Source organism: Bacillus sp. FSL K6-1218, from assembly GCF_038006445.1.
GTDB classification, from domain to species: Bacteria; Bacillota; Bacilli; order Bacillales; family Bacillaceae_G; genus Bacillus_A; species Bacillus_A thuringiensis_S.
In genome coordinates this window covers 5,049,992-5,069,736 of record NZ_JBBOVE010000001.1, presented here as the reverse complement: position 1 = coordinate 5,069,736, position 19,745 = coordinate 5,049,992, and the positions used below count along the sequence as shown (strand labels likewise).

Below are 19,745 nucleotides of genomic sequence, written 5' to 3'. Positions count from 1 at the left end.
GTTAAATTATTTATTGTTACGTTCTGCACTAATTTGAAGATATGCGTTCACAAAGCGGAACATTTTTTGTGCTTGTGGATCTTTTAGTAATTTTAACAGACCGAATAGGCCGATAACTTCGTTGCTTTCGTCAGCACGATCTTTCGCTTCGATTGCAGTTGCAGCCATGCTTTTCACTGTATCTTTTACAGGTTCTACAAGCTCTGTAATTGCACCAACAGTGTCGCTTTTTAATACTTCATCAGTAGCAACAGTTTGAGCGAAGTCATAAGACTTAGTTAAAATGTTAACAAGCTCAGTTAATTTTGGAAGCTGTTCTACTAGTGTTGTTAATGATTCTTGTACCTCAGGTTTTAACAACTGATCAAGTACATCAAGTTGTCCTTGGCTAGCAGAAATTTGTACAGTTTCTTGTTCTGGCTTTGTTTGAGTCATAGTTTCTGGCATCTCCAATTCTCCTTTACGATAGCAATACTCTTATTTTTTATAAGTAAGATAGTAAACGTTTACGAAACTTTATGCAAAGTTTCACAAAACACAATAAAATGCCTTTAAATTTATGACAGCAAGTAAGCTGCAAACATAAATCTAAAACCATAACGTCTTACTTATTATTTATGAACTGTCCGATATATGGCTTGTCCGCATAATGGAAAAGCTCCGTTACCGGAAAGTGTATATAATATATATCCTATATTATATACTATATACACCTATGTTAACATAAAAATGATTCCTAATTATTTGATATTGAGTGTATAACGTAGTGCTGACAAGGTATGAAAGCGTATAAAATATTTTGTTTCAGTTAGAAATGTACATATATATATAGAAAAAAAGGAAAAAACGAACAAATTCATGTTCGTTTTTTCCTTTTTCCTATTATTCACCTTCTGCAATTAGCATCGATGTGTTACCTTCTTTTTCAAGATGGCATTCGCCCCAAGAACAAAGAGAGTCAAGAATGGATTCTAAAGACCAACCGTAGTCGGTAAGAGAATATTCTACTTTCGGTGGGACTTGGTTGTATACTTTTCTTTGAATGACCCCGTCGTCTTCTAATTCACGTAATTGCTGCGTTAACATTTTTTGTGTAATACCAGGCATTGAGCGTTTTAATTCACTCGTTCTCTTTGTACCTTTCGTTAAGTGACAAAGAATAACAACTTTCCATTTGCCGCCGATAACTTCTAAAGTCGCCTCTACAGGAATATTGTATTTCTTCATATGAACCCCTCCCTTTTTGAGTAAAGTAAGTTTAATAATACAAATGTTACTTTTTAGTACCTATAGCACTTTAAAGTACGTACTTTTTATTATGTTAAATATGTTTCATAATAGCACATGTAAGAGGCAAATGAGTAGTACGGTACCAAAAAGTGACTATGTTACTTTTTAGTGCCTATCGTACTTTAAAGTGCGTTCTTCAAAAAAGGAATGAAACCATTCATAATAGCATTTGTAAGTATGAAATATATTTTTTAGAAGATAAAAGGGCCTTTTTATCATACTATTATGATTGGATTTCTTGTAATAAGGAGGAATTCAATTGAGTTCATATACAGTACCATCTTCGGAAGCTCAGACGAATCGAAGAAGTATGTTTGCTTTATTAGCGCTAGCAATTAGTGCGTTTGGGATTGGTACGACCGAGTTTATTAGTGTCGGTTTACTACCATCTATTTCAAAAGATTTAAATGTTTCGGTTACAACAGCCGGTTTAACGGTTTCCTTATATGCGTTAGGAGCAGCGGTAGGAGCTCCTGTTTTAACAGCGTTAACGGCTAGTATGTCGCGAAAGACATTATTAATGTGGATTATGGTTATTTTCATTATTGGTAATGGCATTGCGGCGGTAGCAACAAGCTTCACTGTATTAATTATCGCAAGAATTGTATCTGCGTTTGCACATGGTGTGTTTATGTCAATTGGATCTACAATTGCAGCTGCAATCGTACCAGAGAATAAACGTGCTAGCGCAATTGCGATTATGTTTACTGGATTAACAGTTGCGACTATTACTGGTGTGCCAATTGGAACATTTATCGGTCAAGAGTTTGGCTGGAGAGCGTCATTTATGGCGATTGTCGTAATTGGAATTATTGCTTTCATCGCAAACAGTATACTCGTCCCATCTAATTTAAAAAATGGGGTACCTGTATCGTTTCGTGATCAATTTAAATTAATTAAAAATGGAAGACTATTACTTGTTTTCATTATTACTGCACTTGGATACGGTGGTACATTCGTAACATTTACGTATTTATCACCCCTATTACAAGAAGTAACAGGATTTGAAGCAAGTACCGTTACTATCATTTTATTAGTGTACGGAATCGCCATTGCGATAGGGAATATGGTTGGCGGGAAATTATCGAATCATAATCCGATTCGAGCGCTATTTTACATGTTCTTTATTCAAGCGATCATATTATTTGTTTTAACATTTACAGCGCCATTTAAAGTAGCTGGATTAATCACAATTATTTTCATGGGACTATTCGCATTTATGAATGTTCCAGGGCTACAAGTATATGTAGTTATATTGGCAGAGCGCTTTGTTCCAAGTGCGGTTGATGTTGCTTCAGCAATTAATATTGCCGCATTTAACGGAGGGATCGCTTTAGGTTCTTATATAGGTGGCCTTGTAACGAATTCGTTAGGATTAATCCATACTGCTTGGGTAGGCGGTCTTATGGTAGTAGGTGCCGTGATTTTAACAGCATGGAGCATGACATTAGAAAAAAGAGATCAAGTAAAATAAAAGGAGAGAAAATAAAATGAAGAACTTACAAAGTAAAACAGTATTAAATAATGGTGTAGAAATGCCTTGGTTCGGTTTAGGTGTATTTAAAGTAGAAGAAGGACCAGAACTTGTAGAAGCTGTAAAATCAGCGATTAAAGCAGGATACCGTAGCATCGATACAGCTGCAATTTACGGAAATGAAAAAGCTGTAGGTGAAGGAATCCGTGCAGGTATTGAAGCGACTGGTATTTCAAGAGGAGAATTATTCATCACTTCAAAAGTATGGAACGCAGATCAAGGATACGAAGAAACAATTGCTGCATACGAAGAGAGCTTAAAGAAATTAGAACTAGATTATTTAGACCTATATCTTGTTCACTGGCCTGTAGAAGGAAAATATAAAGATACGTGGAGAGCGCTAGAAACACTTTATAAAGAAGATCGCGTACGTGCAATTGGCGTAAGTAACTTCCAAATTCACCACTTACAAGATGTAATGAAAGATGCAGAAATTAAGCCAATGATTAACCAAGTAGAATACCACCCTCGTTTAACACAAAAAGAATTACAAGCTTTCTGTAAAGAACAAGGTATTCAAATGGAAGCATGGTCACCACTTATGCAAGGTCAATTATTAGATAACGAAACATTACAAGCAATTGCTGAGAAACACGGTAAAACAACAGCACAAGTGATTTTACGTTGGGATCTTCAAAACGGAGTAATCACAATTCCAAAATCAACGAAAGAACACCGCATTATTGCAAACGCGGATGTATTTAACTTTGAATTAACAAAAGAAGACATGGAAACAATCGGTGCGTTAAACGAAAATCATCGCGTTGGTCCAGATCCTGATAACTTCGATTTCTAAGATTAAAGTAAGAAAGAAAAAAGAGTGCTTTTATGCACTCTTTTTTTGTGCATAAAAATATTTTCTAATTAAATACTACTTAGTATTAAGTTTGTTATTAAGGGGCTGTAAATATGAATATAAAGCAATCGTTCAAACTTTTAGCTATGTTTTTAAGTGTCTTATTTGTATTATTCCCACTTCAAAAAGCATTCGCAGAAGTTATGGACCATACAAAGTATGAAATGGATTGGAGTTATAGTAGGTCAAAGAAGAAACCAATTCGAACAGAACTTATTAAAACGGCAGATGGAAAAATTGCATTTTGCTTAAATGTAGACTTAAAATCTCCGAGCGGTCAAGACTTACCAGAAATGGGTAAAGTAGATATTAACGTGTACCGTGTACTGTTGAATGGATATCCACAAAAGAGCCCACAAGAATTAGGGGTATCTGATTGGAGAGAGGCGCATTACGCAACGCAGCTGGCAGTGTGGAATGCGTTAAAACAAATTGATGTTAATGATTTAGATTTCCGCAATAAAAATGTAGAGAAAGTAACGAAAGACATCGTTGCAAAAGCAAATGCTAGTGAAGAGTTACAAGAAATTACGATGAGTGTAACTCCTACAGAAGAACAAGAAGCAGTATTGAAAAATGATTTCTTTGAAACAGGTTTATATACAGTAGAAACAAATGCAAAAAGCGGAACGTATAAAGTGCAAGCAACAGGTGCACCAGCGGGCGTGAAATTTGCAAATGAAAAAGGCGAAACAAAAACAGAATTTAATGTAGGAGAGAAGTTCCGCATTTTAATTCCGAAACAAACACCAGCTGGTGGATTTAGCTTTAAAGTATCAGGAAATTTAACGAAACTACAAGGAATTGCGCATAAAGGTACACCGACTATTCAAAATGCAGTAGTATTACTTGAGCGTAGTGAAGAAAAAACAAGTCCAGAGTTAGCGGTAAGTTGGAAAAAGGCTGAGGCTCCAAATAAACCAAATAAGCCATATACTCCAAATGAACCGCATAAACCGAATCAAATTAAAAGATAGTGAAAAAAGCATTGGCATTTGCCAGTGCTTTTTTCTTGGCCTAAATTTTTGGTATGAAAAATTGCTATAGTATCCTCTTTTATAAGTACGAAAAAATTTTTAAAGGGTTAGAATTAGTCTGTTTTGGCTTCTTTACATCACTATAAATTATCCCGCTATTTGCTGTGCAGTAAGACCCCCACCTCAAAATTTAGCGGAAGCAAAGAAGTTAGGTGGGGGATGAACAAAACCCCCCACTGATTAAAGTTTCACTTTATAATGAAAATGAGAAATTAGAAAGAAAGAGGGAATTATGACTCTTCATATTTGTAAAATAACGAATGAAAATCGAAATGAAATTGCTAATTTAAAGGTAACCGGAGAACAGCATAAGTTTATTGAAAGTACAGTTTTAGATTGTTTAGTCGATGCTGACACAAAATATAAAGGTGATGCTGCTTCAGTAGGGTTTTATGATGGTGACATGACAATCGGATAAGCGATGTACGGTTGGTTTGAAGAAAAAGAGCAGGCTGTATAGTTAAATCAATTCATGATTGATAGTAAATACTAAGGTAAAGGTTATGCAAAAGCATTATTACGTTTGCTAATAGATTATTTGCAAAAAGAGTATGATCGAAAAGCTATATATTTAAGTATATATCCAGAGAATAAACTTTCCCAAAAATTATATGAATCAATTGGATTTCATTTAACTGGTGAAATTGAAGGTGAATGAGTAAATGGAAAAAGATTTATATGAAACGTATACTGAATTAATAAGAACCTGTCACAAAAGAGTAGCATCTTTTAAGACGGTTTTTTATTTTGAAATAATATTAAAGAATTAAAATCTTAACATTACGATTTTTGGATTAAATTCATAAAATTGTAATATTAATCTAATTGAAAAGTCTATCTAATGAGAAAGAAATCGTGTACAATTCGATATGGAAAAACCGTCCATAGATGGATAACTATAAATGAGTTGTTAAAAAAAGGATATTTATACACATTTTTCATGTATAGACAACAATACTTGATAAAACTACCTTCCATCATTATTTTGACATGAAAAAGAGAACTCATCACAAAATAATAGAGAAAAGTGAAGGGTATCTTTAGTTAAAAATTTTATTATATAAGAAAGTGAATATATTTTAGAGTGAACGATGATAAGAGGTATCGGGGCACGAGATTAAGTTGTATATATTAAATGATTGTATAACGATAATTTGATTTTACAGTAAATAAATATATTTAGGATGGTTTGCACTACAAAAGGAATGGGGGACACAGATTATGTCGAAGAAAAAGAGTATTAGGGTATTAGTAGCTGGAATATGCATATCTACATTATTATCGCCATTAGTTTTTGAAGCATCAAAAGGATATGCGGCACCTTTGGAAGAGAATAAAGGTGGGAATTTAGAAGAGAGTAAAGGAAATAAGTTTGAGCAGAGAGTATTTCGGTTACCGGGTAAAGGTAATGTAGAAGAAGAGAAAGAACGCTTAAAACAGAAATGGAATTTATCTGTTAATGAACCAACTGGAATTTATGCAAAAGAAAATGAAGAAATTAACATTGAAATAAAAGGGGATCAATCTATTAAAGCCTTCATAGGGACACGTGCTTATGATAAGGAAACTCCAACAGAATTTGATTTGAAGCCTGGTAAAAATGTAATTTTATCTCCTAATGGAGGTGTTTTATACTTTTATAATTTAAATGATACAGGTGAGGTTACCGCAACTGTTACAAGCGGTGGTAGTCATTTTCCTTTGTTTATATTAGGAAAACATACGAAAAAAGATTGGGATGAAATGCTCAAAAAGTATAAAAACCCTTATGCAGTAGAATTAAAAGGTGAGAGAAGTTTAATTACTGCCAGTTATGAATCAGTACAGAAATACATGAAGGATACGGATCCGAAAGATTTAATGAAGGCACATGATAAAGCAATTCGTATTGAGAATGCATTATCTGGATTATCAGAAGATGGAGTGGGGGTTGCAAAGGCTGGGGAACATTATGTGCAGTTTATTGAAGCTAAATATCCGCTTGCAAGTAATAAGTATGCGTTTGATTATTATACGGGATATCCAGATGAAGAGATTCAAGACGTATTAGATATAGAGACGTTTAAACATGATGGTTGGGGAGCATGGCATGAAGTTGGCCATCTTCATCAACAAGTGCCTTGGAATTGGAAAGGTATGGGGGAGACAACTGTTAACATTTACAGTTTAGCTGTTCAGATAGCCTTTGGAAATAAATCACGAATGGAAGTAGATAAGCGTTATGATGAGGCGTTTGAGTATTTGAATCAACCAGCGGACAAAAAGAATTTTGATAAATCAGATCCGATTATAATGTTCTGGCAATTACATTTAATTTATGGAGATCAATTCTATCCGAAGCTTCATCAAATGTATAGGGTGTTATCGGATGCGGATTATCCCCTATTAGATGTAGGTGGAGTTATTACAGATAGAGAGAAGAAACAGTTATTTATTTACATGGCTTCAAAAGCGGCTGGACAAAATTTAATTTCCTATTTTGCAAAATGGGGATTACATGCAGAAGCGGATACTATAGAAAAGGTGAATAAATTACAATTACCTGAACCAAAGAATAAAATATGGTTATCGCGGGACAATAATCCTATTCGTGAAATGCAAGTTAAGCCATATAAAGTACCTTATGGTGAAGCGGTGAATACAGTACCAGATCTTATGATAGGTACAGATTTTGATGAGAAAAAAGCAAGTGAGCTTGTACAAAATTTAGGTGAGAATGTAAAGGTATCAGGAAAGATACGATGGTCTAAACACGAAAGTGGAAAGCAAACTGTACATGTAGAACTTATAGATGAAAATGAGAATTTAAACTCGATACCTGTTTCCGCTAATGTAGTATACGGAGATAGTATTATGTTCTTCGGTACATGGTATGGTGGAACGAATATTAAATCGATTGTTACATTAAATCATGAAGAAAAGAAATTTAGTACAACAAATTCTGAAGGTCCAATGCATACTTTATTTGCAGATGAGAAGTATATGGAAATGACTGTATATGATAAAACTGGAAAAGAGAAGAAAGCAGTATCTGTAAAAGCATCTGAAAATACAAAAGTATTTGCAGAACAATTCAATGGAATAACTTTTGAGTATGGTGATATAGTAAAAGTATATCAAAGGGAGTTTGATAGATTTAAAGTGTACAAAAAGAACGAATTCGTGGATACGGAGTATGGCGTTCATGAAGTGTTCTTTAAAGTTACAGAGCAAGGTTTTGAAAGAATGGAAACATTGCAAGAAGTAAAAGCCGTGCCACAAAAAGTAGTAATTGGAACAAATAGCGAAACGTTAGACGCGAAGAAGTTTGTTGAAGTGAGCGATGGAGAAGTAGTAGGTTTTGTAGAAAAGATGAATACAACAAAAATCGGCGAACAAAAAGTAAAAGTAGAAACGAAAGATCGTTTTGGAAATAAGAAAGTAACGGAAGTTCCTGTAGAAGTGATTTACGGAGATAGCATTATGTTCTTTGGTACATGGCATGGTGGAACGAATATTAAATCGATTATCACATTAAATCATGAAGATAAAAAGTTAAGTACAGTAGGTTCAGAAGGTCCAGTTCATACCTACTTTAAAGGTGAAAAGTATATGGGATTAACTGTATTTGATAAGGATGGAAAAGAGAAGAAGCAAATGGTATTAGAAGGGATGGAGAATACGAAAGCATTTGCAGAACAATTTAATGGGATGTCATTCGAGTATGGTGATGTAGTAAAAGTGTATCAAGCAGAGTTTGATCGCTTTAAAGTATATAAAAGCAATATATTAAATGATACAACATATGGTGTGAATGATGTGTTCTTTAAAATAACGGAACAAGGTTTTGAAAGAACAGAAAGAATACAGGAAAAGACAGTTTAAAAAAGGTATTTAAACCTCATGTAATAGAAAAGCTCGTAAAACATTTTGTTTTATGAGCTTTTTATTATACGGGATTCGTTAAAGAGTAGGTAAGAAGGTAATTCATTATTTTGCAATACCATTAATATAATAAAATTCAAACGTTGCAATTAACGAATTGTATTCACAAAATTGTAATATTATTCGTATTGAAAAGCCTATTAAACAAAGTAGAAAGCATGTAAAATTCAGTTGGAAAAACTACCTATAGATGGTCATATATGAAGAAAATGTAAGATTCTATTGCCAATCATGCTTTTAGATGTATAGATGACAAGACCGAAATGTATCTTTTACTATTCTCTTTTTATGTAGGAAGAGAACTCGTCACAAGTAGAGAGAAGTGAGGAGGATACAATACATAAAAGTTTTACAATGTAAGAAAATGAATACATGGAGAGGAATGCGGTAGTAATAGATACAGGTGCGAGAGGTATTAGTCTGTACAATAAATATTTTTATAAAGATAATAGGATTTTTAATTAAATGGATATATGTAGGATGGTTTGTCTAAAAAAAGGACAGGGGACACAGATTATGTCAAAGCAAAAAAAGAGTAGGGTATTAGTAGCTGGTATTTGTTTAGCTACGTTATTAACATCATATGGCCTTGAAGTGCCTAGGGTGTATGCAGAGATGTCGCTTGAAAATAAGGAGAAACAGCAAGAAGAGCGAGTGTATCAATTGCTGCCAAAAGGTGACGTGAAAGAGATACGTGACTTGCATAAACGTCAATTTAGTTTTTCTCCATATGAACCAACAGGTATTTATGCGAAACCAGGTGAAGAAATAGTTATTCAAGTAGGTGGGGATCAGCAAATTAAAGCTTATATTGGTACATATTCCTATGAAAATGAAAATGTATTAGGAGGACCTATCGAATTTAATTTAAATCCTGGTGAGAACAAAATTTCTTCTCCAAAGGGTGGGTTATTATACTTTTATAATTACAATAATTCAGGTGAAGTAACTGCTAAAGTGGAGCAAGGCGGAAGCACAAATCCTTTATTTATTTTAGGGAAACATACGACAAAAGATTGGCAGCGTATGCTGGCGGAGAACCTGAATCCATATGCGATAGAAATGAAAGGGGAAAATAGTTTATTAACTATGCACCCTGAAACTGTAAAGGAACATTTGAAGCAAGAAGATCCGACTGAGTTACTAAAGAAACATGATGAAATACTTAATATAGAGAGTAAAATATCAGGTTTATCAAAAGATGGTGTAGGTGCTACGAATAGGGGGAAACATTATGTTCATTTCGTTGAAGATTGGTATACAAAAACTCATATGTACGCTATGGAATATAGAACGGCCTATTCAAAAGGGAATTTAAAATCAGTATTAGATGTAGAAGAATTAACTGCTGACGGATGGGGACCTTGGCATGAAGTAGGTCATCAACATCAGCAGGTCCCTTGGTTATGGAGTGAGCTTGGAGAGGTAACTGTGAATATTTATTCTTTAGCAGTTCAAACGACATTTGGACATAAAACAAGGCTAGAAAAAGAAGGACGTTATGAAAAGGCCTTTGCATATTTAGATAAACCGGATGCGCAAGAGAAAATGGATGGATTCGAGAAATTAGTTATGTTTTGGCAACTGTATTTAGCTTATGGAGATCAATTTTATCCGAAATTGCACCAAATGTACCGTATGTTACATGATGTAGAAATGCCTAAATCTGATGACGAGAAGAAGCAGATGTTTATTTACATGACGTCAAAAGCAGCAGGACAAAATTTAATTCCATTCTTTGAAAAGTGGGACTTACTCCAAATGAAGGAACTGTAGAAAAAATAAATCAATTACAATTACCTGATCTTGAAAAAGAAATATGGTTATCGAAAGATAGTAATCCAATTCGAGGAAAACAAACTGAGCCATATGAAGTTCCATATGGTGAGCCAAATGATACAAAAATACAAAATGTAGCAGTTGGTACTACATATGATGAGAAAAAAGCAAACGAACTTGTACAAAATTTAGGAGAAAGTGTAAAAGTAACAGGTGTAATTATACAAGATAAACCTGGAATTGGAGAAAAAACTGTAAAAGTGGAAATTATAGATGAAAAAGGGAATAAAAATTTAATTCCAGTTTTAGTGAATATTGGCTACGAAAATAGTATAGTCTTCCAAGGTAATGGTGATGCGGTACGTTCTATCGTAACGGCGAATCATAATACGAAAAAGCTGCAGGCAACATTTACGGATTCTAAAGTTCATTATCGCTTTGAGAATGAAAAATATATGGGAATTACGCTATATGATCAAAATGGAAATGAAAAGAAAGTTATTTCGGTAGAAGGGCAAGAGAATTCGAAAAATTTTACAGAACAGTTAAATGGTGTAGACTTCGCATATGGTGATGTTGTGGAAGTGTATCATGCAGAATCAGAACGATTAAACTGGTATCAAAATAACGAGTTTGTAGGTAAGGGAAAAGGGGAAGTAGAACAAAAGTTATATTTTAAAATAACAGAGCATGGTTTCGAGAGAATGGAAGCTCAACAAGAAGTAACAGCAGTACCACAAAAAGTAGTAATCGGAACAGAAGCTGAAAAATTAGATGTAAAAAACTTTGTTCAAGTGAAAGATGGAGAAGTAGTTGGATTTGTAGAAAAACCGGATACAACAAAAATCGGTGAACAAAAAGTGAAAATAGAAACGAAAGATCGTTTTGGAAATAAGAAAGTGACGGAAGTGCCATTGGAAGTAATTTATGGCGATAGCTTAGTCTTCCAAGGTGATGGTAATAATACGCGTTCTATCGTAACTGCGGATCATAATACGAAAAAGCTACAGGCAACATTTACGGATGCTAAAGTTCATTATCGTTTTGAGAATGAAAAATATATGGGAATCACGCTATACGATCAAAATGGAAATGAAAAGAAAGTTATTTCGGCAGAAGGGCAAGAGAGTTCGAAAAACTTTGCAGAACAGTTAAATGGTGTAGACTTCGCATATGGTGATGTTATTAAGGTATATCATGCAGAATCAGATCGTTTGAAGTGGTATCAAAAGAATGAGTTTGTAAGTAACGGTAAAGGGAAACAAGAGTTGTACTTTAAATTAACGGAAAAAGGTTTCGAGAGAATGGAAGCTGAGCAAGAAGTAACAGCAGTCCCACAAAAAGTAGTAATCGGAACGGACGCTGAAAAATTAGAAGCGAAAAACTTTGTTCAAGTGAAAGATGGGGAAGTACTCGGATTTGTAGAAAAACCGAATACAACAAAAATTGGTGAACAAAAAGTAAAAGTAGAAACGAAAGATCGCTTTGGTAACAAGAAAGTGACGGAAGTTTCATTAGAAGTGACGTATGGAGATAGTATAGTATACCAAGGTGTGGCTGATGTAACACGTTCAATTATTACGTTAAACCACGCTGAAAAGAAATTACATGCAACATTTACAAATGATGAGATTCATTATCGCTTTGTAAATGAACAGTATATAGGCCTTACGATTTATGATCAAAATGGAAATGAGAAAAAGCATGTAACGGCACAAGGACAAGAGACTTCAAAGAATTTTGCTGGGCAAGTAAATGGAACGGCATTTGAGTATGGAGACGTGTTGAAAGTATACCATGCGGAACCGAGTCGTTTGAATTGGTACAAAAAGAATGAGTTAGTTAAAAAAGAGGATGCAATGAAGGGGCAAGAAATATCCTTTAAGATTACTCCGAATGGCTTAGAGCAAGTGCAATAGTAAGAAAAAGCTCGTAAAACATTATGTTTTACGAGCTTTTTTATTATTCAGCTTCAGAAACTACTGTGAAGCGTTCGTTTACATGTTTTGGGTTTTCGATTTCATCAAGTGCTGCAACTGCGAAGTCTTCGTAACTTACGTAGCTATCACCTTTTGAGTTAACAAGAAGATTGTCTTTGCCAGCTTTGTAAGAACCAGTGCGTTTTCCTAATGCGAATAGTGCAGAAGGGCTGATGAATGTCCAAGCGATATCATTTGTTTGTTGCAAGATTTCTAAGTTTTTACCTTGGTTTTGAGCTGTTGCAAGGTATTCGCTCGGGAAACCTTGTGTATCAAATACACGTGTTGTTTTTTCTTCGTCTACAAATAAGCTTCCTGCTCCGCCAACTACAAGTAATTTTGTATTTGGTGCACCTTTCACAGCTTCAATAAGTGCGTTTCCTGCATCTACGTGAAGGTGTTCTTGTCCTGCTGGAGCGCCGAATGCATTTACAACTACATCGAATGCTTGCAAGTCGTTAGATGTAAGAGAAAATACATCTTTCTCTAAAACTTTGATGTTTTCTTCTGTAATTTTTGCAGCATTTCTTACGATTGCAGTTACTTCATGTCCGCGATCTAATGCTTCTTTTAAAATACGACTTCCAGCTTTACCAGTTGCTCCGATAATACCGATTTTCATAATAAATCCCTCCAAAGTGTTTTGTTAACGTGTATATCTGAAAATGAATGAATGTATTGTAATTAGGTTTGTTACAACCTGATGTAACCATTATAGTTACAGTTATATATTTTTGTCAATGGTGTTGTTTATGAAATTATTTTTTGTTTAGTATGCACAGTTTGTAAAAGTAAAATCACAAAAGAACAATGCATCTACTGAAAGGTGCCTAATATTTGGAAGTCGCAAGCTGTCGAAAAATGTTGATTTTTGAATATTTTTTGAATATAATTCGATTTATGGAGAAAAGGAGGGGTTAATTGTATGAATATTTTGGAACAATTCGTTTCGTCGACGAATACGATTCTTTGGTCATATATTCTTATTGCAATGTTAATTGGTTTAGGGCTTTATTTTTCTATTAAATTGAAATTCGTACAAATTACTCATTTAGGGGAAATGATTCGTTTAATGAGTGATGGACTAACTGGCAAGACACGTAAAAAGGGCAGCGTATCATCGTTCCAAGCATTTTGTATGAGTTCTGCAGCTCGTATTGGTATCGGGAACTTAGCTGGTGTAGCGCTAGCTATTTCTATGGGAGGACCTGGAGCGGTATTTTGGATGTGGGTTATTGCGATTATCGGTGCGTCTTCAAGTTTCGTAGAGAGTACGCTTGCGCAAATTTATAAAATAAAAGATGGCAGTGGCTTCCGTGGTGGTCCTGCTTATTATATGGAAAAAGGTTTAAATAAACGTTGGATGGGGATTTGGTTCTCTATTCTGATTACAATTAGTTACGGTTTAATTTTCAACTCAGTACAAGCAAATACAGTAACATTAGCGTTTGAAAATGCATTTGGTTTAGAGCGTTATATTGTTGGGATTGTATTAGCTGCATTAGTTGGGGTTATTATTTTTGGTGGTGTAAAAAGTATTGCACGTATGTCGGAAATGATCGTTCCGCCAATGGCGCTTATTTATATTGCAGTAGCGATTTTTGTTGTCATTAAAAACTTCTATTTAATACCAGATGTGTTTACGGAAATCTTTAAAGGTGCATTCGGTTTAGATTCAGCTGTAGGCGGTGGTATCGGTGCTGCGATGAAATATGGTATTCAGCGCGGATTATTTGCGAACGAAGCAGGTATGGGTAGTGCGCCGAACGCGGCAGCAACAGCTGATGTAACGCATCCAGCAAAACAAGGTTTTATTCAAACAATTGGAGTATTAGTAGATACATTCTTAGTATGTACATCAACAGCATTTATCGTACTATGTTCTGGTGCGTATAAAGCAACGAATTTAGAAGGTATTGAATTAACACAAAATGCATTAAGTTCACAAATTGGCCCATGGGCGAGCAGTTTCTTAGCGATTATTATTTTCTTATTTGCATTTAGTTCACTTCTAGGAAACTACTATTATGGTGAAACAAATATTGAATTCATTAAGCAAAGTAAAACGTGGTTAACAATTTACCGTATTGCGGTAGTTGGAATGGTATTATTCGGTTCTGTTGCGACGCTTCAAGTTGTATGGAATATGGCAGACTTATTTATGGGTCTAATGGTAATCACGAACTTAATTGCGATTACACTTCTTGGCCGATTTGCGTATGCGGCATTTGCAGACTATGTAAGGCAAAAGAAACAAGGGAAAGATCCAGTCTTCAGTGCAGATTCTATTCCTGGTTTAACGAATACAGAGTGCTGGGATAAGTCAGCGGTAACAGATAAAGAAAAAGCAGTGTAATTGAAAAGGTGAGCATCGAGGTAAATTCGATGCTCGCCTTTTTTTGTTGTAGTAAATGATGAAAAGGATGAGAGGTAATTATTAATATAACTTTTTTGTTTATTTCTCTCTCTCTCGTTATTTGTGGGGAACGTACTGTTTTAAAAGTATGACTGCTCGAATAGGATAAGTGATTGAATATTGGATAAATGCATGTAATGGCTATGTTTTTATGTGAAAAGACACGCGTGTTAAGATAGGTAACACACTCATGTCATAAAACCTAACATAAAGTTCTTGATTACTTAAAGTTTTTAGAATATAATTTTCTTATTGTTAGGAAGAGGGGGCAATGCAAATATGGATTTTTTAACTAAGGTAATTGGGGATGTAAATAATGTCCTTTGGTCATATATCATTATTGCGATGTTAATTGGGTTAGGACTCTATTTTTCATTTCGTGTGAAATTTGTCCAAGTTCGTTACTTCGGTGAAATGATTCGTTTGCTTGGGGATGGGGCAAGCTCGAAAACGAGGAAAGCGCAAAAAGAGAAGAGTGGTGTATCATCATTCCAAGCGTTTTGTATGAGTACAGCTTCTCGTGTAGGTACTGGTAACTTAGCTGGTGTAGCTATTGCGATCTCAGCTGGTGGTCCAGGAGCAGTATTTTGGATGTGGTTAATCGCGGTAATTGGGGGTGCTTCTGCATTTGTAGAGAGCACATTAGCGCAAATTTATAAAGTGAAAGATGGGAATGCGTTCCGTGGAGGTCCAGCGTATTATATGGAAAAGGGATTAAATAAGCGCTGGCTTGGAGCTATTTTCTCTGTTTTAATAACAGTGAGTTTCGGATTGATTTTTAACGCTGTACAGTCTAATACTGTAGCAGCAGCTTTTGATGGGGCATTCAAAACAGATAGTAGATTAGTAGGTCTTGTTATGGCTGGTTTACTTGCAGTTATTATTTTCGGCGGAGTAAAACGAATTGCTCGCGCGGTTGAAATGATTGTTCCAGTAATGGCAATTATTTATGTAGCAGTGGCATTATTTGTTGTTGTAACAAACATTACGGCAATTCCATATGTATTTAAAGAAATTTTCTTACATGCTTTCGGAATTAAAGAAGTAGTAGGTGGAGGATTAGGAGCTGCGATTTTATTAGGAGTAAAACGTGGATTATTCTCAAATGAAGCAGGTATGGGTAGTGCGCCGAACGCAGCAGCGACTGCAAACGTAACGCACCCAGTTAAACAAGGGTTCATTCAAACTTTAGGGGTATTTACAGATACATTATTAATTTGTAGTTGTACAGCATTTATTATTCTTTTATCAGATGTTCATAATGCAGCTGATTTAAATGGAATTCAATTAACGCAGCAGGCGTTAAGTCAACATATCGGTCCATGGGCTTCTATATTTGTAGCAGTTGCAATCTTCTTGTTTGCATTTAGTTCATTAGTAGGTAACTACTACTATGGTGAAACAAATATTGAATTCTTAAATGGAAGTAAAGTGCTATTAAATGCATACCGCATTGCTGTACTTGGTATGGTTATGCTAGGATCTGTAGCGACAATTCAAATCGTTTGGGATTTAGCAGATTTATTTATGGGAATTATGGCTGTTATTAACTTAGTAGCAATTGTATTCCTTTCTAAGTACGCTTTCGCAGCGTTATCAGATTATATTAAGCAAAAGAAACAAGGGAAAGATCCAGTCTTTTATGCGGAGTCTATTCCAGGTTTGAACAATACAGAGTGTTGGGATAAGCCAGCGGTAGCTGATAAAGAAAAAGCAGTATAATGAGGTGAGCATCAAGTGAAACTTGATGCTCATTTTTTGTTGGTTCGGCTATTTGTGTGAAGTGAAACTCCCGTTCATTAAAGTTTCGCTTTATAATGAAAAAGACGAACGTTCATGAATGTTTCATAATAAAATGTATTTTTTTAAGAAAAGTGCGGATATGAATTGTGATTTATGTTAGAATGGAAAATGCCTTTGAAATAAGAGGTTTTATGATCTTTCCTATCCGATTGAAGGTTTTGGAGGAGAAATGGAAAGTTCGGATTATTTCTTGTTTCGAATGGTCAGACGTTCAACGTTAATGAAGAGTTAAATGGAGGATTTTATTAATGAAGTTTGTTATGTTCCTTGTAGGATTACTCGTTGTATTTGTACTCGGTTTTCTTATAAGTGCCGATCGAAAGAAGATTAAGTATAAACCAATCGCAATTATGCTTATTATTCAGCTAGTATTATCTTATTTCTTATTAAATACGCAAGTTGGTTATATTTTAGTAAAAGGAATTTCAGATGGATTTGGCGCACTTCTTGGATATGCGGAAGCTGGAATCGTTTTCGTATTTGGTGGTCTTGTTAATAAAGGAGAGGTTTCATTCTTCTTAACAGCGCTATTACCAATCGTATTCTTTGCGGTTTTAATCGGAATTCTGCAACACTTTAAAATTTTACCAATATTTATTCGTGCTATTGGTACGTTGTTAAGTAAAGTAAATGGTCTAGGAAAACTAGAATCATATAACGCAGTAGCAGCTGCCATTGTTGGACAAGCAGAAGTATTTATTACAGTAAAAGATCAATTAAGTAAAATCCCAAAACATCGTTTATATACATTATGTGCATCTTCTATGTCGACAGTATCGATGTCAATTGTGGGTTCTTATATGAAAATGATTGAGCCAAAATATGTAGTAACAGCACTTGTATTAAATTTATTTAGTGGTTTCATTATTATTCATATTATTAACCCGTACGATATTACAGAAGAAGAAGATACACTGAAATTAGAAAATAAGAAGAAACAATCATTCTTTGAAATGCTAAGCGAATATATTATGCTTGGTTTCACAATCGCGATCACAGTAGCGGCAATGTTACTTGGTTTCGTAGCATTAATTACAGCAATTAATAGCTTGTTTGATTCAATGTTCGGTATTACATTCCAAGCTATTTTAGGATATATTTTCTCACCATTAGCATTCGTAATGGGCATCCCGCAGGCAGAAATGGTAACAGCGGGACAAATTATGGCAACAAAACTAGTATCAAACGAGTTTGTTGCGATGCTTGATCTTGGAAAAGTAGCTGGTGATTTATCGGCTCGTACAGTTGGTATTCTTTCTGTATTCCTTGTATCATTTGCGAACTTCTCATCTATCGGAATTATCGCAGGTGCAACGAAAGGTATCGATGAAAATCAATCAAATGTTGTATCATCATTCGGTCTACGCCTTGTGTACGGTGCGACATTAGTAAGTATTTTATCAGCGATTATCGTTGGTGTTATGTTATAAAGTGAAACTTTAATTAGTGGGGGGAGCTTTATCCCCCGCTGATTATCAGCCCTCACCAATCGGGCTTTTATGGGCAGTTAATCACCCATCTAACTTCTTTGTTTTCGCTGAATGTTGAGATGGGGGTCTTACTGCCCGTTAAAGCGGGGTAAAAAAAGGATGGCTCTAGCTCATAGCTAGGGCTATTTTTTTATGGTAAATTTACATGAAAAAACCAATTAATTAGGAATATATTAACATATAAAAATCTTTTAAAATTTATATTGCATTTCGACTAGATAACGCTTACAATTTGATTTGTAGGTGGTATCAATTTCAGACTTTCAAGTATGGTAGGAGAGAAGAAGCTACCTTTTATAAATTGCAATTTATGTAAACGCTTACTGATTTTAGATGACAGTTGAATAGTTTTTAGGGGTTTTAAATTTTTTTAACAACAATGGTCAGACGTCATTCGTTATACGTTATACGACCAATAACTCGTGGGAGAAGTGGGGGATTCACATATGAAAATAGTAATGTTTCTAGTCGGTTTACTTGTAGTGTTTGTACTAGGTTTCCTTATCAGTTCAGATCGTAAGAAAATTAAATATAAACCAATTGCACTTATGCTTGTCATTCAATTGGTACTTGCGTATTTCTTACTAAATACAAAGGTCGGATTTGTATTAGTAAAAGGGATCGCAGATGGATTTGGTTCTATTTTAAAATTTGCGGAAGCTGGGGTTAACTTCGTATTTGGTGGTCTAGCAAACGATGGACAAGCACCATTCTTCTTAACAGTATTATTACCGATTATTTTCTTAGCAGTATTAATCGGGATCCTGCAACATATTAAAGTTTTACCGATTATCATTCGTGCAGTCGGTTTCCTATTAAGTAAAGTTAACGGTTTAGGAAAACTAGAATCATATAATGCGGTAGCAGCTGCAATCGTTGGTCAAGGGGAAGTATTCATTACAGTAAAAGATCAACTAAGCAAATTACCGAAAAATCGTTTATACACACTTTGTGCATCTTCGATGTCTACAGTATCGATGTCAATCGTCGGCTCTTATATGAAAATGATTGATCCAAAATATGTAGTAACAGCACTTGTATTAAACTTATTCAGTGGATTCATTATCGTTCATATCATTAATCCATATGAAGTAAAAGAAGAAGACGATATTTTAGAATTACAAGAAGACAAGAAACAAACATTCTTTGAAATGTTAGGCGAATATATTATGCTTGGTTTCTCTATCGCTGTAACAGTAGCGGCGATGTTAATTGGTTTCGTAGCATTAATTACAGCAATTAATGGTGTATTCGATTCAATTTTCGGAATCACATTCCAAAGCATTTTAGGATACATCTTCTCACCATTAGCATTCGTAATGGGTATTCCAACATCAGAGATGTTACAAGCAGGACAAATTATGGCAACAAAATTAGTAACGAATGAATTCGTTGCAATGCTTGACCTTGGAAAAGTGGCTGGCGATTTATCAGCTCGTACAGTAGGTATTTTATCTATCTTCCTTGTATCATTTGCGAATTTCTCATCTATCGGAATTATCGCAGGTGCAACGAAGAGTATCGATGGCAAACAAGCAAACGTTGTATCATCATTCGGTTTAAAACTTGTATACGGTGCAACGTTAGTAAGTATATTATCAGCGATTATCGTTGGTGTTATGCTTTAATAAATTAAG

General features: G+C 34.8%; 13 protein-coding genes and 1 pseudogene. 11 read left to right on the top strand and 3 right to left on the bottom strand.

From position 1 onward, the window contains the following. Positions 1–6: 6 nt before the first annotated feature. Both MHI26_RS26090 and MHI26_RS26085 read right to left on the bottom strand, forming a co-directional pair. A complete protein-coding gene (locus tag MHI26_RS26090; protein WP_001115309.1) occupies positions 7–447 on the bottom strand; it encodes a DUF1641 domain-containing protein in 441 nt (146 codons plus the stop codon). A gap of 435 nt (positions 448–882) precedes the next feature. Beyond that, entirely contained in the window at positions 883–1,227 is a 345-nt protein-coding gene (locus MHI26_RS26085) for a winged helix-turn-helix transcriptional regulator (protein WP_000760481.1), read from the bottom strand. Positions 1,228–1,600: 373 nt separating this feature from the next. On the opposite strand from MHI26_RS26085, the gene MHI26_RS26080 reads away from it, so the two are divergent. The 7 genes and pseudogenes from MHI26_RS26080 (at position 1,601) to MHI26_RS26055 (ending at position 12,339) form a co-directional block, all read left to right on the top strand. After that, positions 1,601–2,764 (top strand): MFS transporter, encoded by a 1,164-nt coding sequence (locus MHI26_RS26080; RefSeq protein ID WP_168410432.1) that lies wholly within the window; start codon positions 1,601–1,603, stop codon positions 2,762–2,764. Between the two features lie 16 nt (positions 2,765–2,780). After that, positions 2,781–3,620, top strand: a complete 840-nt coding sequence (locus tag MHI26_RS26075; protein ID WP_061666141.1) for an aldo/keto reductase — start codon at positions 2,781–2,783, stop codon at positions 3,618–3,620. Positions 3,621–3,733: 113 nt separating this feature from the next. Continuing rightward, positions 3,734–4,657, top strand: coding sequence for a thioester domain-containing protein (locus MHI26_RS26070; protein ID WP_061666140.1), 924 nt, complete (start codon positions 3,734–3,736; stop codon positions 4,655–4,657). Between the two features lie 292 nt (positions 4,658–4,949). Next, positions 4,950–5,135 carry a hypothetical protein gene (locus MHI26_RS31640; RefSeq protein WP_086406400.1) on the top strand — a complete coding sequence of 62 codons (186 nt, stop codon included), beginning with the start codon at positions 4,950–4,952 and terminating at the stop codon, positions 5,133–5,135. A 120-nt stretch (positions 5,136–5,255) separates the two neighbouring features. Then, positions 5,256–5,375 (top strand): hypothetical protein, encoded by a 120-nt coding sequence (locus MHI26_RS31635; protein ID WP_390228249.1) that lies wholly within the window; start codon positions 5,256–5,258, stop codon positions 5,373–5,375. Between the two features lie 563 nt (positions 5,376–5,938). Next, complete coding sequence (locus MHI26_RS26060; protein WP_061666139.1) at positions 5,939–8,581, top strand: M60 family metallopeptidase; 2,643 nt, start codon at positions 5,939–5,941, stop codon at positions 8,579–8,581. Positions 8,582–9,157: 576 nt separating this feature from the next. After that, positions 9,158–12,339 (top strand): annotated as a pseudogene (locus MHI26_RS26055) (putative mucin/carbohydrate-binding domain-containing protein). Between the two features lie 43 nt (positions 12,340–12,382). Here the strand turns inward: MHI26_RS26055 and MHI26_RS26050 are convergent. Continuing rightward, positions 12,383–13,021 (bottom strand): NAD(P)-dependent oxidoreductase, encoded by a 639-nt coding sequence (locus MHI26_RS26050; RefSeq protein ID WP_061666138.1) that lies wholly within the window; start codon positions 13,019–13,021, stop codon positions 12,383–12,385. 303 nt (positions 13,022–13,324) lie between these two features. Here MHI26_RS26050 and MHI26_RS26045 point away from each other — a divergent pair, with 303 nt between their 5' ends. From MHI26_RS26045 to MHI26_RS26030, 4 genes are all read left to right on the top strand, one after another. Further along, a complete protein-coding gene (locus MHI26_RS26045) occupies positions 13,325–14,755 on the top strand; it encodes an alanine/glycine:cation symporter family protein (protein WP_061666137.1) in 1,431 nt (476 codons plus the stop codon). 339 nt (positions 14,756–15,094) lie between these two features. Further along, on the top strand, positions 15,095–16,537 hold the full coding sequence (locus tag MHI26_RS26040; RefSeq protein ID WP_061666136.1) for an alanine/glycine:cation symporter family protein: 1,443 nt from the start codon (positions 15,095–15,097) through the stop codon (positions 16,535–16,537). A gap of 329 nt (positions 16,538–16,866) precedes the next feature. After that, entirely contained in the window at positions 16,867–18,048 is a 1,182-nt protein-coding gene (locus MHI26_RS26035) for a NupC/NupG family nucleoside CNT transporter (protein ID WP_000673845.1), read from the top strand. A 506-nt stretch (positions 18,049–18,554) separates the two neighbouring features. Then, on the top strand, positions 18,555–19,736 hold the full coding sequence (locus MHI26_RS26030) for a NupC/NupG family nucleoside CNT transporter (protein WP_000706853.1): 1,182 nt from the start codon (positions 18,555–18,557) through the stop codon (positions 19,734–19,736). Positions 19,737–19,745: the final 9 nt, after the last annotated feature.